We start from the raw sequence: 14,157 nt of genomic DNA, 5'->3' as shown, positions 1-14,157 counted from the left end.
GCGCGCCGCGCGATCGGCCAGCCCTCCCCCGTGAATCGCGCGCTCGCATCGATGAGCGGCGAGCGCGCGATTCGGCCACGCGGTTGGTTGGCGACGGTACGATTCAGTTGTCGACTACTGGTGTACGACCCGGTAGCTGATCGGCAACGCAACGATCCGGTGGCCGTCCGAGTCCCGTGTTTCGAATCCGAGAATGGCGAGGAACGGATGCGGATCGTCGCGTCAGGTTCACGATCGGGGTCCGAATCCGTACTCACTCGATCGTCGCGGCGGGGTCGACGACCTCGTCGGACGCCGGGTAGACGCCGACCTGATCGCACAGGTCGGCCATCGGACACGCGTCGGGGTCGTCGAGACAGGCTGGTTTCCGCGCCGTGCAGTACTCGCGACCGAACTGGATCGTCGCGGTGTGGCCGAAGCCGCACTTCGCGGCGGGGACGTCGCGTTCGAGGACGGCCCGAACGTCCTCGTGATCGGCGTCGGGATCGGCAATTCCCAGCCGGCGGTAGATCCGGTGGACGTGCGTGTCGACCGGAAAGACGCCGCCGCGACCGCCCGCGAACAGCAGGACGCAGTCGGCGGTCTTGGGACCGACGCCCCGCACTTCGAGCAGGGTTTCGCGGACCGTCTCCGGGCCCTCGTCCGTGACGAACTCGTCGAAGGCGACCGCAGAGCCGAACTCCTCGAGTACCCACTCGGCGGTCGCGATGAGGATCTCGGACTTCTGGTTGTACAGCCCGGCGGAACTGATCGTCTCCGCGAGCGTCGACTGCTCGGCGTTCGCGAGCGACTCGGCGAGATCGACGCCCTCACCGTCGTACTTCGAGATCAGCGCGTCGTGGGCCGGCTGGCTCGCCTTGTCGCTCGTATTCTGGCTCAGGATCGTCCGTACGAGACAGGTGAAGGCGTCCCGGCCGCCGTAGGATTTCTGCCAGTACAGTTCGCCGAGCCGGTCGACCACGCGCTCGGCCCGCGTGTCGGCGGTCGCCGGATCGAACTCGGCGGGCGCGCCACCGCCGGCCGTCCCGCCGCTGATGTTGACCGCAGGCTCCGGATCGTCACTCATGGAGCGCCCTTCGCACGCGGCACCCAAAACGACGACGGAACCGGAATCGATCGCTCGTCTCACCGTGCGGTTCCCCACCAGTCAGCGTCGCTCGACGCCGATCGTCACCGTCGCCTCGGCACCGTCGGCCAGCGCGTCGACGAGGTCACGATCGAACCCCTCGGCCGCGAACTCGGCCCCGGTCACGACCGTCCGGTCGTCCACGTAGTCGCTGGTCCGTCCGACTGCGCTTCGCTCGTTGGTGAACTCGAGGTCGGGGTGACCTCGTCCCTCAACGGTCTCGGTGTGGCCGTCGGCCTCGATCGTCACCGTGATCGTCGCGTCCCGGTCCTGGCAGGCTGTGACGAAGTCGGAATCGAAGTCCGCCGGCGCGCGATCGGCTTCGATCGCGAGAATGCAGTCGCCGGCAGGAGTGAGATAGTCGTCGGTCGTCACCTCGAACGTGCTCACGTGTTCGGCGGTGACGTGCTCGTGGCCGCGGGCGTGGATCACTTCTTCCATACCCGAGGTTCGGTCCCCGCGCCCGGAAAACGGAATCGAACTGCGGACGGCGATCCTAGACGAGACTCGCGCCGTCGAAGTCGCCGCGACTGTACTCGACGTCCATCAGGTCGAGGATCGTCGGCGTGATGTCGAAGAGGTCGGCGTCGCCGATCGACGCCTCGGGATGGTCGATGTACAGGGCGGTGTCGTCGAAGCTGTGCATGCCGTTGCGGGGCCCGGTGTCGAAGATTTCGGAGTCGGCCTTGAATCCCGACTTGAGGTCGAAGCCCTTGTTCGGGATGGCGACGAGGTCGGGCGCAATGTCGTCGTGGTCGCCCCGGAACGCGTCCTCCTTCTCGACGACGCGTTCGACGACTGCCCGCCCGTCCGGCCCTTCGAGGGCCTCGAGGTCGGCCTTGAGTTCGTCCCGGACGGCGTCGTACTCGTCTTCGGGGACCGATCCGCGCGGTTCGCGGCCCTCGAGGTTGATGTAGAAACGGCCGGGGATGAACGAGTACGCTTTCGTGTCCGAGGCGATGTCGCCGAGTTCCTCGGGGTCGTCGGTCTCGAAGGAGAGCCAGCCCTGTTCCCGGAGCCACTCGTTGAAGTGGACCTCGTAGTCGAGGCTCGTAAAGCCGTGGTCCGAGGCGACGATCAGCGTGACGTCTTCCGGCATCGCCTCTCGCAGGCGACCGATGTAATCGTCGATCTTCTTATAGAAGTCCAGAAACTCGTCTCGGTACTCGCCGTCTCGCTCGTAGTCTTTGAACAGGAAGTGGTTGACCCGATCGGTCGTCATGAAGACGCCGAAGAACAGGTCCCAGTCGTCTTCCTCGATGTAGTGTTCGAACGCCTCGAACCGGGCGTCGACCGTGGCGTGGGCGTCCTCGATGAACGCGGCCTTGTCGTCCTCGTGACCGAGTTTCGGATCGACGTCGATCCGGTAGTCGATCGACTCGAGGTGGTCCCGGACGTCGTCCGGATAGGCGGCCTTGTCGAGACCGGGAGAGAGAAAGCCGGAGACCATCCGCTGGACGTTCCGCTGTGGCGGGAAGGTGACGGGGACGTTCAGCACCGTCGACTGGCGACCCGCCTCCTGGACGCGGTCCCAGACCCGATCGGCCTGCACCTCTCGACCCATCGGAACGTAGGTGTCGTACGTACCGACTTCGCGATCCTGGAAGCCGTAGACGCCGGTTTCGCCGGGGTTCATCCCCGTCGTGAGTGACGGCCAGCAGGCGCTCGATTCGGGCGGGACGATGCTGGAGATTTCGCTCGCCGTTCCCTCGTCGGCGAGGGCGGCGAAGTTGGGAAACAGTTCCTCGTGTTCCGACAAGAGGCTATACGGTACGCCGTCGATCCCGATAAATGCGACCCTGGGATCGCCGTCGCCCCGCAATCGATCGAACAGACCCATGGGCGGTCGTAGTTCGACCGTATACAAGAAGGTTCGTTTCGAGACACGATTTCCGAGAAGGAGCGACAGGGCTCGTGTCGCAGGTCGCGGCAATCCTGACTGGTTCTATCGCAGCCACTGAAGATCAATGCACACCTGATCGCAAGCCGCCTTGCGATCAGTGTGTAACTCGTTCCAGTCGTTACTATAGTCGGACTGGCCGATCCGCGATCGAACGGCAGCGAGGAACGAGACGGGGGACCGACGAATCGGGGGCTGAAGAGCGGGGCGGGTGGCCAGCCTACTCTCGATCGTCGTCCTCGGGATCGAAGTTCGTCGGGACGACCGTCGGATGATTCATTCCGGCGCCGGTGTCGGAACTGGGGGCCGACGAGGAGTCGCGGGCGGACGGGTTGGTGGCTGCCATGACAGGAGTAGCTACGGTCCTGCACCCAATAAAATTACCCATGCTCATAATGCATGAGTCGCGGGCGGCCGGATAACTCCCGTGAATCGAATGGCACCCCTGGTCCGGGTTGGCCACGACCGTGAAACGGAAGGCAGGAAACGGAGTCGAAGCGACACCGCGGTCCTGACTTCTCCCACGACTGAAGCCGTGGGCCTCCTCCCTGCTTCCGCTGTAATTGCCGACGGAGCGGCTACTCGAAGTGTTCCTCGTAGAGGTCCTGGGCGTGCTCGATCGCGTCGTAGGCCGCCTGCTTGTCCTCCCAGCCCTGCGTCTCGACTTCCTTGCCCTCCTCTAAGTTCTTGTAGGTCGCGAAGAACTCGTCGATCTCGTCGAGTTGCTGTTGCGGGATGTCCTCGAGGTCCTCGATGTGGTCGTACCGGGGATCTTCGGCGGGCACGGCGATGACCTTGTCGTCCTGTTCCCCGTCGTCGTCCATCTTCATCAGCGCGACCGGGCGAGCCTCGATGACACAGCCGGGGAACGTCTGGTCCTCGACGAGGACGAGCACGTCGAAGGGGTCCTCGTCGTCGTAGTACGACTGCGGGATGAAGCCGTAGTCCGACGGGTAGTGGACGTTGCTGTGGAGCACGCGATCGAGGACGACGCCGGGGACGTCCTTGTCGTACTCGTACTTGTTGCGCTCGCCCTTGAGACACTCCACGACGGCGTAGATCTCTTCTGGCGGGTTCGGTCCGGTCTCTAAGTCTTCCCAGAGATTGACCATGTACCGGAAACTCCACGGGTGGATCAAAAAGTACTTTCGTAATCGAGTTTCATCTTCCAGTTGACGGCTTCCAGACAGCCGAGGGACGAGATCCGGTCGCACCAGCGTACCGGGGCCCGCGGATGTCGATTAGCCTCGTCTGATCGACCGAAGTGGGCAAATAGTTGGCAAGTCTTAAATAGTCTGGTGACATTTGCACACGTATGTCAGAGGCACAATCAATCACCGGCGAACAGAGTATTGCACGCGACCTGACCGCGTTCCAGAACAACATCCTCGTCATCCTCGCCAAAGAACCCATGTACGGGCTGGCGATCAAGCGCGAACTCGAGGAGTACTACGGAACCGAAGTAAACCACGGGCGACTCTACCCCAACCTCGACGAACTCGTCGACCTCGGACTGGTAGAAAAGAGCGAACTGGACAAGCGAACGAACCAGTACTCGCTGACCGACGACGGCTACGACGCGGTCCTCGACGGCATCCAGTGGACCCTCTCGAAGGTCGTCACGGACGACGATCGCGCCGACGAGATCCGCGACATCGTCGACGAGAGCTACAGTAACCAGTAATCCGGGACCACCCGCTCGACGAGTTACGAGCGTGGCGTCCCGTCGTTCGCAGACGACGACTGAACCTGGAATCCGGGCACCGGTTCACCGGCCGTCTCGAAGACGAGTCTGATCGAGTCGTCGATTACCTGCCGTTGTTTTTCGCTGGGCCAGGCGTTGCGCACGAAGTACTCCGATCGGAACTCCTCGAGTTCGGCGGCCGTCGCCGATTCGATCGGCTTCGCGTAGTGATTGCCCAGGAAATCGGCGAGTGCGGCCGCGTTGGCACCGTGGACGTCGCCGTGAACTGCCTCGACTTCGCGGGCGAGTTCCCGGTTGCGTTCGTCGACTGCGTCCCAGTCGTCCGGGTTGTCCGCCCCTTCCAGCGGAATTTCGATCGCGCGCGAGGTGTCGTCGATGCGATCGGTCCGGACGACGCCGTCCGCGAGCCACTCCGCGGGGTGGAGCACGAGCGTGGCGGCTCCGGAATCGTCCCGGACGCGAGACGTGAACCCGTGATCGGCGAGCAGGTCGTCGCGGCGCTCTGCGTACGCCGTGCGTTCGTTCTCGTCGATCGCCTGTCGTTCGAGCCTGGTGAGTCGTTCGGCGTCGTCGACGACGTCGGCCGGGAGTTCGCTCTCGTCGTCGGCGTCGGTCGCGTTCCGATCGTCCATGTCGGCTCGTTCGTGCTCGAGGGATTTTCCCCTTGCCGGTCCGCGGTCGTTCACCCGTCCCGGTCGGCGGGTCAGGCCGCGTCGAGGGCCTCGTTCGCCAGCCCGTCCGCCCGATCGTTGACTTCGCGCGGGACGTGCTCTATGGTCCACTCGTCGAACGCGGCGAGGAGTTCGTGGACGGTTACGCGCTTCTCGCGCAGTTCGGGATCGTTCGTGTCGTACTCGCCGCGGACCTGTTTGACGATCAGTTCGGAGTCGCCGCGCAGGTGGACCTCGTCGTAGCCGTAGTCGCGGGCCGCTTCGAGGGCGGCGACGAGCGCCTCGTACTCGGCCTGGTTGTTCGTCGCGCGCCCGATCCGCTCGCTCCCTTCGGCGACGATTCCGTCGCCCGTGACGATCACCCAGCCGATCGCCGCCGGCCCCGGGTTACCGCGGGCCGCACCGTCGAAGTAGACGTGCGCGCGACCGCCGTCCTCCCGGAGCAGTGCCTCGAGATCCCGCGGCGTCCCGCCCTGGATCACCACTTTGTCGTCGTACGCGATTGCGGTCGCGTTGCCGCGGCTCGCACGCCATCGCTCGTGATCCGTGTTCCCGGTTTCGACGCTGACACCTGCTTGCTCGAGACGATCGCGGGCCGCGTCGACGTCGCACTCGATGACCGGCATTCGTGGCTGCGGTCGGTAGGATTGGGATAAAGGCTTTCCGGTTCCAAATCGTAAACTTCGCGTCTGAGGTCCCAGATGTGCTGTTTTCGGCAGATACGTACCATTACCCGAAAACCCTTCCCAAGGGTTTATATACTTTGGTGATACTACTATAAAAGTGCGATGACACGGTCCACCCGCCAGCGGGAGCGAACGCGTGAGACGGACGAGACCGAGGATCAGGAGGGGGTACGTGCCTGCCCCGAGTGTGAATCGGACAATCTCGTAAAGGACTCCGACCGGGGTGAGCTCATCTGTGAAGACTGTGGGCTCGTCGTGGAGGAAGAAAAGATCGACCCCGGCCCTGAGTGGCGGGCGTTCAACCACCAGGAACGACAGGAGAAGTCCCGCGTCGGCGCGCCGACGACCCAGACGATGCACGACAAGGGGCTGACGACGACGATCGACTGGAAGGACAAGGACGCGTACGGGCGGTCCATCTCCTCGAAAAAGCGCAGCCAGATGCACCGGCTGCGCAAGTGGCAGGAGCGCATTCGAACGAAAGACGCCGGCGAACGAAACCTGCAGTTCGCGCTCAGCGAAATCGACCGGATGGCATCCGCGCTGGGGGTCCCGCGGTCGGTCCGCGAGGTCGCGTCGGTCATCTATCGACGCGCGCTCAAGGAGGACCTCATCCGGGGCCGCTCGATCGAGGGCGTCGCGACGTCGGCACTGTACGCCGCCTGTCGAAAGGAAGGGATCCCGCGCAGTCTCGAAGAGATTTCGGAAGTCTCACGCGTCGAACGGAAAGAGATCGGTCGCACGTATCGGTACATCTCGCAGGAACTCGGTCTCGAGATGCGCCCCGTCGACCCGAAAAAGTACGTCCCGCGATTCTGCTCCGAACTCGAACTCTCCGAAGAGGTCCAGACCAAGGCCAACGAGATCATCGAGAAGACGGCCGAGGAAGGGCTCCTCTCGGGCAAGTCACCCACCGGCTACGCTGCGGCCGCGATCTACGCCGCGTCGCTGCTTTGCAACGAGAAGAAGACCCAGCGCGAGGTCGCAGACGTTGCCCAGGTGACCGAAGTGACGATCCGGAACCGCTACCAGGAACAGATCGAAGCGATGGGCATCCACGGCTAGGACCGACCCGTCTCCGCGAACTCCGTTTTTTGAACACCGACGTCACGATCGGTCAGCGACTGCCGGGCCGCGTCACTCCTCCTGGCCGACGCTGATGACCTGCAACAGCGAGTAGACGGGGACGCCCTCGAGTTCCTCGAGGCCCTGTTTGTCCGCCAGCACGATACAGGCCAGCGGTTCGCCGCCCTCCGCACGGATGGCCTCGATCGTCTCGCGCATCGTCGTGCCGCTCGTGATCGTGTCGTCGACGATGTAACACTCCCGGTCGCGGATACCGGCGAAGTTCCGCGAGAACGTGCCTCCGAGTTCCTCGATGTCGCCTTCCTCCCACTGGTGTTTCGCGGGGGTATAGGTCCCCAGGTCGGTCTCCAGTTCGCGCGCGACGAGCGTCGCGATCGGGCCGCCGGCCTTCTCGATCCCGATCGTGAGGTCGACGTCCTCCCCGTGCTTGGCGAGCATGTCGGCCATCGCTTCCGCGATCGCGCCCATGCGCTTGCTGTCGCGACCGATCGCCGACCAGTCCACGTGGATGTCCTGCGGCCCGTTCGCACGGGGTTGGGCGGACTCGGGTGTGGCCTGGTCGGTCGGTTGCGTCGTCGCGCCGCTTCGCTCGACGAGCCAGCTCGCGGTTTCCCGGGAGACGTTCAACTCGTCGGCAATTTCGCCCTTCGAGAGCCCTCGAGAGGCGAGTTCGGCTGCACTCTCGATGAGGTCGTCCACGTTTTTCATATGTCCTCGAATTCGCGTGCGGCTTTTATAAAGGCTGTGAGGCGGACCCACGGCCATGTCCCCGGTCGCGGCCGGCCGACGGTGGCCACGACGCATGCCGACTGGAAACGATTATCCCACTGCCGACGCCTGTAGGGGACATGGAACGATACGACCTCGTCTATCGCCTCTACGACGAGTACGACACGAAGACGTTACGGGAGTACCAGGAGTTCGTCGACGTCTTTCCGGCCGTCGACTCCCGGGTCGCCCTCGAACACTGGCAGGGCGTCCAGGAGGAACTCGAGGAGCGGAAAGACGAGATCCGATCGGACTTCGCGGCCGGTGAGACGTTCGCGGAGATCGCGGCCCGCGCGACCCGCGACCAGGCGTTCACCGCGCTCGACCTCGACGCCAAGTACGGCCGCGCGGTGAACGTCCTCGTCCTGGACGTCGACGAGACGCTCCGCTCGGCCGGCGGCACCGACAACGAGATTCCGCGGGACACGCTCCACGTACTGACGGAGTTCCACGAGGCCGGGGTTCCGATCGTCATCTGTACGGGTCAGACCCTGGAGAACGTCAAGGGGTTCGCGATCCAGGGGCTCGGCAGCGAGATCGTCCACTCGGGGGATCTCTCGATCGTCTACGAGGCCGGGACGGGCGTGTTCACGCCGGGCCACGGCGCGGAGACGAAGCAACTCCTCTACGAGGACCTGGACGCGGAGATCCGCGACGTCTTCGACGACGTGCGATCGCGCGTGCTTCCGGGGGCCCCTGAGAACCTGCGGCGGGGCTGTCACCTGCAGGGCAACGAGTTCAACGTCACGATGAAGCCCAACTACGAGACCGGGTCCTCGAAGGCACGCGAGATCATCGACGAAGCGCTGGTGTACCTGATCGACCTGCTCGCGGACGCGGTAGGGACGGCGCTCGGTCTCGACGACGAGCGCGAGACCAGCGGTGACGACGGCGAGGGCGACGCGAGCGACGCCAACGGCGATATCGTACTCGAGGGGGAAGCCGTCCGCGACTGGACCCGTGCCTTCTACGCCGCGCAGGATCCCGAGATCAGGGGTGTCCTCGAAGGTGAGGCGGCCTACCCGGATCTCGACGTCGACGCGGTGCCCGAAACCCTGACCGAGATCCTGGATCGGATCGACGTCGCCTACTACGAGGCCGACGCGGCCGAGATCGGCAGTCTGGAACTCAACAAGGTCGTCGGGGTCGAGCGAGCGCTCGAGGTACTCGGCGTCGGCGATCCGTTCGCGCTGGTGATGGGCGACTCGAAGAGCGATCTCCGGGTGATGCAGTGGGTCGACGAGACCGACGCGGGGATCGCAGCCGCACCGGAACACGCCTCCCGCGACACCCTGGAACACGTCCTCGAGACTGACGAACTCGTCTTCGATCAGGGAAAGAGCGTGGACGTCTTGCAGACGATCTACGCGCTCAATCGCCTCGCTCGGCTCGAATAGCCGGCTTCGATCCGGCCGCTCGACGTGGCTCCTGGTCGGTCCGCTCGATCGACTGCCGGCCGACACGGATCCGGTTCGGCGGCCAGTTCGTCGCCCGTTCTTAAAACGCTGGAACACAAAGGCCTGCTCGTCATCGGTACCGGCGCTGTTGGTTCTACCAGCACGATCCGAACGAGAGCGTCAGACGGCGTCGACGCGGCGAGTTTCCGGCGAACTGCCGTCCCGAACCCGGAGCACTGCCGATCGATTCGGACAGCGTCGATGCCCGCTCTCGTCACCGTCCGAGTGGATCGGCTGACACACTTATGAGACGCGTCGAGTCCACGTACCCACATGACAGCCGCGTTGTTCGCCAACCGGACTCGAGCGCACACGTAGAGGTGACACGATGACGACGATCGCAGAACTCACACTCTCGGCCGAGGAGTTCGCACTCGCAGACACGCTCCAGACGCTCCCGGACCTCGAACTCCGCGTCGAAAGCGTCGTCGCCGAAGGCCCGACGCGGACGATGCCGCTGGTCTGGTTCTCGAACGTCGATCGGGGCCGCATCGAGGACGCGCTCGACGACGATCCGACGGTCGACGAACACCTCCAGTTGCTCGAGAACGCAGACGCCGGGGAGTGGCTGTACCGCCTCCAGTACGGCGACGGCGTCGGCTCGGTCTGCTGTGCGCTCTACACCCACGGCGGGACGGTGCTCGACGCCCAGTTTGCCGACGGCCAGTGGACAGTTCGACTCCTGTTTCCCCACCGCGACGAACTGTCCAGCGCCGTTTCGGAGATCGAGACCGAGGGGGTCCACGTCGACGTGCGCCGGATGGTCGAAGCCGACCAGGACGACGACCTCGAGGCGACCGCGGCCCTGACCGACCCCCAGCGAGAGGCGATCGCCGAGGCGTACCGGCAGGGGTACTACGACGTCCCGCGGGAGATCTCCCTCGAAGAACTGGCCAACGAACTCGACATCTCCCACCAGGCGTTGTCCGAACGACTCCGGCGAGCGAACCGTGTCCTGGCGAGCGAGCAGATCGAAGACCCGACGGGAGAGATGGCGACCGACTGACAGGGTGACCCGGTTCCGGACCAGCGTTACGCGGTGGTCAGCGAGCTGTCCCCACCGCGATCGAATTGCGAAAAACGGGGGACTGCAGTCCGTGGACTGCCGTGTGACGCGATTCAGACGATTCGCGTCCGCATCGTTCCGTTGAGGACTAGGGTCCGATCGTGATCGCTGATCGAGTAGTCCTCCATCGTCGGCCAGTCGTCACGGAGGTCGCGGTTGACGTCGACGTGTTCCCGAAGCGTCTCGGCGTCCGCGTCGCGTTCGGTTTCGTAGAGGTAGATCTCGGAGATGTCAGTCTCGGATCCGTCCAGTTCGTAGGAGGTCGTTTTGCCGACGAGGCCCTCCTCGTACTCCGCGAGATCCGGGCTCCCCTGCCAGGATGGCGTGTCGTCCTCGTCGGAACTGAGCGGTTCGTGGAGCGTCCCGGTGGAGTAGTGGCCCGTATCGAACCGGCTCAGAAGCGCCTCGCCGTCCTCTTCGTCCGCGAGACGGTTCTCCTGGTTCCACCGGACGTCGAGGACCGCCTCGGCCAACTCGATCGTATCCAGGTAGTCGCCACCCGAAACTTCGAGGACGTGATTGCTGTCGACGGCGAAGACGGTGTTCTCGACTTCGTACTGGTACAGCTGGTACCCCTCGTACTCGCCTTCGCTCGCGAGTTCGTACTCCGTGCCATCGACTTCGTCCGGGGTTCTGTCGTCGATCCAGCGTTCGAGGTTGTCCGCGATGTCGTCGGTGTCGAACGAACCGCTCGCGATCCCGATACTGACGCCGGTGTTCCCCCGATCCTCGACGGTCTGGGTGTCGCCGCCCCAGGTTTCTTCCTCGTACGAGTAGCTGTACTGCCAGGTGACCGATTGCGTGAGCGCCCAGTCGGTCTCCATCAGGGGAACGCCGATCTTCCCTCGCAACTCCTCTCCCTCCAGCATCTTCTGTGAGTAGCCGCTGAGTTCCTCTTCGTGATCGAGGAACGGTTCGGGAGCGACGTAGGCGAAGTCGATCTCCCGCTCGCTGTCGTCGATTTCGCCCCCCTGGTACAGCGTCTCTTTCCACTCGCTTTCCTGGAAGAAGTCGGCGAACGAGAAGCCGACGAGCCAGTTCTTTATGTTGGCCCCGCTGTAATCGTCACCGAACCCCGGAATGGAACTGGTACACCCTGCCAGCCCCGCAGTCCCGACTGCGAAAACCCCCGCACTCCCGTTTCTGAGTAACCCACGTCGTGAAATCTCTTCCATTTCAGACGAACCGTGACAGCGGGATTATATAGATGTTCTGGAAATACAAGAAATAAATATATTGTGGGCGTTAATTCCCTCTGGATTACACAGTCGCCAGAGCGGATCGCCGGGAGGAAGACTTCAGCAGGGTATTCCGCGCCTCAACGAGTGGACGGCCCCTGTGGGAGCGCCGATCCGATCGGCCGCCGATCCGCCGGTCGCTCCGTGGACCGATCGAATTACTGGCAATATTTGTGTGATGGGTTCGTACCGAGACGCATGGACCCCACGCAGGAACGAGCGGCAGTAAGGGACGTGGTTCGCGAGTTCGCCCGCGAGGAGATCCGGCCGACCGCACTCGAGGCCGATCGGACCGAGGAGTTTCCCGAGGGGATCTGGGACGGCCTCGCCGACCTGGACCTGACGGGGCTGACGGTGCCCGAGGAGTACGGCGGCTACGACGCCGATCCGGTCACTGCCGCGATCGTCAACGAGGAGGTCGCCTACGGAATGCTCGCGGTCGCGACGGCGCTGTCGGTCCACTCGCTCGCGACGTCGTGCATCGCGGCGTTCGGCGACGAGGACCAGAAAGAGCGGTGGCTCCCCGAGATGGCCGCGGGACGACCCGTCGGCGCGTTCGCGCTTTCGGAACCGCACGCCGGATCGAACCCGGCCGAGATGGCCACCGTTGCGCGACGGGACGGCGACGAGTACCTCATCGACGGCGAGAAACAGTGGATCACGAACGGCCAGCGGGCCGGCGTCTACGTGCTGTTCGCCAGGACCGATCGGGCCGACCCGTCGTCGGTCACGCAGTTTCTCGTCCCGGGCGACGTCGACGGCCTGACCGTCGGCGAGAAAGAGGACAAACTCGGCCTCCGTGCGAGCGACACCACGAGCCTCACCTTCGACGACGTTCGCATTCCCGTCGCGAACCGCCTGACAGAGGAGGGCAAGGGGCTGTCCGCCGCGTTCCACATTCTCACCGGCGGCCGGATCGCGATCGCCGCCCAGTCGGTCGGCCTCGCCCAGTCGGCTCTCGACGAGGCGCTCGCGTACAGCCAGGAGCGCGAGCAGTTCGACGGGCCGATCGCGGACATCCAGTCGATCCGGCACAAACTCGCGGAGATGCAGACCAGGACGCAGGCGGCCCGCCTGTTGACTCGCGACGCCGCCGAGACGCGAGCCGAGGGCGATGCTGCGCTCGAGGCCAGCATGGCGAAGTACTTCGCCAGCGAGACGGCGATGTTCGTCACGAACGAGGCCGTCCAGATCCACGGCGGCTACGGCTACGTCACCGAAACGGACGTCGAACGGCTCTACCGCGACGCCAAGATCACCGAGATCTACGAGGGAACGACCGAGATCCAGAAGAAAGTGATCGCCCGCGAGTTGCTCGACTGATACGGTTTACTGTACGTCATTTCCGGCGCAACCGCGATCCGGGCGGCGGTGCGCCGGTACATCGTCACAGCAATCCGTATGACGCCGTGGGAAGGGGCGGCCGACGCTCGATCGCGGCGGCCCGCACGTCGCGCCGGCATCTACCCGAGGACCGAAGTCACTATTCGCTCGCCGCTCGTATCAGCCACCGTGACCGACTACGACGCCGTCGTCTACGATCTCGATGGGACGCTCGTCCACCTCGACGTCGACTGGGAGGCCGTCGAACGCGAGGTCCGTGGAGTCTACCACGCTGCCGATCTCGAACCGCCGGGGAACGGCCTGTGGGACATGCTCGAGGCCGCCAGCGAACTGGACGTCGCCGACGACGTCGAGGCCGCGATCGCGGAGTACGAGCGGGCAGGTGCCCGGCGTTCACGCCGGCTCCCCCGGGCGGACGAACTGCCCGATCGAGAGACGCAAATCGGCGTCTGCTCGCTCAACTGCGAGGCGGCCTGTCGGATCGCGCTCGACGAACACGACCTCACGGACGGCGTCGACGTCGTCGTCGGCCGGGACACGGTCTCGAACCAGAAACCCCATCCGGAACCGCTGCTCAAGGCAGTGGCCGAACTCGACGTCGCGCCCGATCGGACGCTCTTTATCGGCGACTCGGCGACCGACGAACGGACGGCCGACAGGGCCGGGGTCGCGTTCGAATACGTGGGAGACGGGCCCTCGGGCGTCTAGCACGGGCCAGCCGCGAAGAAACGAGCATCGGCACTCGGGACGTCAGTCGGACTGGTGGCGCTTCGCGTACGCGAACACGGAGAGCGCGACGACCAGCCAGACGACGGCCCCGACGCGGACGGCGAACTCGGCCCGCGCGCCCCACGTCGGCAGGTCGGCGGTGGTCGAGAGGAGTGTGACGATCGGCGCGCCGACGATGATGGTCGTGACGAAGGTGACCTGCATCACCCAGCCGTAGTCGACGCCGTCGGGATTCGTGGTTTCGACGGGTTCTGGCACGTTCGAAGGTGTCGACCGGGAACTAATAAGCATCGCGGGTGCGCGATCGGTAGCGAGTACAGGTAGTTTCGGTGAACGTCTCGGCCAGCGATGGGGTTCGGCGATCGCGCAGCATAGCGTGCC

At 64.6% G+C, this 14,157-nt stretch carries 16 protein-coding genes; 6 read left to right on the top strand and 10 right to left on the bottom strand.

Annotated elements, in window-relative coordinates:
• Positions 1-253: 253 nt before the first annotated feature.
• The 5 genes from MUN73_RS06830 to MUN73_RS06815 form a co-directional block, all read right to left on the bottom strand.
• The gene (locus tag MUN73_RS06830; protein WP_250139709.1) at positions 254-1,066 is read right to left on the bottom strand and encodes an endonuclease III domain-containing protein; all 813 of its coding nucleotides are present in this window, start codon (positions 1,064-1,066) and stop codon (positions 254-256) included.
• 81 nt (positions 1,067-1,147) lie between these two features.
• Entirely contained in the window at positions 1,148-1,567 is a 420-nt protein-coding gene (locus MUN73_RS06825; protein WP_250139708.1) for a DUF371 domain-containing protein, read from the bottom strand.
• A gap of 55 nt (positions 1,568-1,622) precedes the next feature.
• A complete protein-coding gene (locus tag MUN73_RS06820; RefSeq protein WP_250139707.1) occupies positions 1,623-2,966 on the bottom strand; it encodes an alkaline phosphatase family protein in 1,344 nt (447 codons plus the stop codon).
• Between the two features lie 280 nt (positions 2,967-3,246).
• Positions 3,247-3,372: a hypothetical protein gene (locus MUN73_RS22565; protein WP_265339157.1), complete on the bottom strand. Its 126-nt coding sequence runs from the start codon at positions 3,370-3,372 to the stop codon at positions 3,247-3,249.
• Between the two features lie 232 nt (positions 3,373-3,604).
• Positions 3,605-4,138 (bottom strand): inorganic diphosphatase, encoded by a 534-nt coding sequence (locus tag MUN73_RS06815; protein ID WP_250139706.1) that lies wholly within the window; start codon positions 4,136-4,138, stop codon positions 3,605-3,607.
• 203 nt (positions 4,139-4,341) lie between these two features.
• Here MUN73_RS06815 and MUN73_RS06810 point away from each other — a divergent pair, with 203 nt between their 5' ends.
• A complete protein-coding gene (locus MUN73_RS06810) occupies positions 4,342-4,710 on the top strand; it encodes a PadR family transcriptional regulator (protein WP_250139705.1) in 369 nt (122 codons plus the stop codon).
• 23 nt (positions 4,711-4,733) lie between these two features.
• Here the strand turns inward: MUN73_RS06810 and MUN73_RS06805 are convergent, their stop codons facing one another.
• Both MUN73_RS06805 and rnhA read right to left on the bottom strand, forming a co-directional pair.
• Positions 4,734-5,363, bottom strand: a complete 630-nt coding sequence (locus tag MUN73_RS06805; RefSeq protein ID WP_250139704.1) for a DUF7108 family protein — start codon at positions 5,361-5,363, stop codon at positions 4,734-4,736.
• Between the two features lie 71 nt (positions 5,364-5,434).
• Positions 5,435-6,028, bottom strand: coding sequence for a ribonuclease HI (gene rnhA, locus MUN73_RS06800; protein ID WP_250139703.1), 594 nt, complete (start codon positions 6,026-6,028; stop codon positions 5,435-5,437).
• Positions 6,029-6,190: 162 nt separating this feature from the next.
• On the opposite strand from rnhA, the gene MUN73_RS06795 reads away from it, so the two are divergent.
• Entirely contained in the window at positions 6,191-7,153 is a 963-nt protein-coding gene (locus MUN73_RS06795; RefSeq protein WP_006108914.1) for a transcription initiation factor IIB, read from the top strand.
• Between the two features lie 72 nt (positions 7,154-7,225).
• On the opposite strand, the gene gfcR is transcribed toward MUN73_RS06795, so the two are convergent.
• On the bottom strand, positions 7,226-7,882 hold the full coding sequence (gene gfcR / locus MUN73_RS06790; protein ID WP_250139702.1) for a transcriptional regulator GfcR: 657 nt from the start codon (positions 7,880-7,882) through the stop codon (positions 7,226-7,228).
• 140 nt (positions 7,883-8,022) lie between these two features.
• On the opposite strand from gfcR, the gene MUN73_RS06785 reads away from it, so the two are divergent.
• Together MUN73_RS06785 and MUN73_RS06780 are read left to right on the top strand one after the other, a co-directional pair.
• Positions 8,023-9,339 carry an HAD family hydrolase gene (locus MUN73_RS06785; protein WP_250139701.1) on the top strand — a complete coding sequence of 439 codons (1,317 nt, stop codon included), beginning with the start codon at positions 8,023-8,025 and terminating at the stop codon, positions 9,337-9,339.
• Positions 9,340-9,727: 388 nt separating this feature from the next.
• Entirely contained in the window at positions 9,728-10,405 is a 678-nt protein-coding gene (locus MUN73_RS06780) for a helix-turn-helix domain-containing protein (protein ID WP_250139700.1), read from the top strand.
• Between the two features lie 113 nt (positions 10,406-10,518).
• Here MUN73_RS06780 and MUN73_RS06775 read toward each other — a convergent pair whose 3' ends face one another.
• A complete protein-coding gene (locus MUN73_RS06775; protein ID WP_250139699.1) occupies positions 10,519-11,640 on the bottom strand; it encodes a hypothetical protein in 1,122 nt (373 codons plus the stop codon).
• Positions 11,641-11,901: 261 nt separating this feature from the next.
• Here MUN73_RS06775 and MUN73_RS06770 point away from each other — a divergent pair, with 261 nt between their 5' ends.
• Together MUN73_RS06770 and MUN73_RS06765 are read left to right on the top strand one after the other, a co-directional pair.
• A complete protein-coding gene (locus MUN73_RS06770) occupies positions 11,902-13,026 on the top strand; it encodes an acyl-CoA dehydrogenase family protein (RefSeq protein ID WP_250139698.1) in 1,125 nt (374 codons plus the stop codon).
• A gap of 189 nt (positions 13,027-13,215) precedes the next feature.
• Positions 13,216-13,755 (top strand): HAD family hydrolase, encoded by a 540-nt coding sequence (locus MUN73_RS06765; protein WP_250139697.1) that lies wholly within the window; start codon positions 13,216-13,218, stop codon positions 13,753-13,755.
• A gap of 42 nt (positions 13,756-13,797) precedes the next feature.
• Here MUN73_RS06765 and MUN73_RS06760 read toward each other — a convergent pair whose 3' ends face one another.
• Complete coding sequence (locus MUN73_RS06760) at positions 13,798-14,034, bottom strand: DUF5822 domain-containing protein (RefSeq protein ID WP_250139696.1); 237 nt, start codon at positions 14,032-14,034, stop codon at positions 13,798-13,800.
• Positions 14,035-14,157 lie beyond the last annotated feature (123 nt).

It is taken from the genome of Halosolutus amylolyticus, from assembly GCF_023566055.1.
Lineage (GTDB): Archaea > Halobacteriota > Halobacteria > Halobacteriales > Natrialbaceae > Halosolutus > Halosolutus amylolyticus.
Note: the sequence above shows the minus strand (reverse complement) of the source record. Positions and strands in the feature narration are given on the sequence as shown.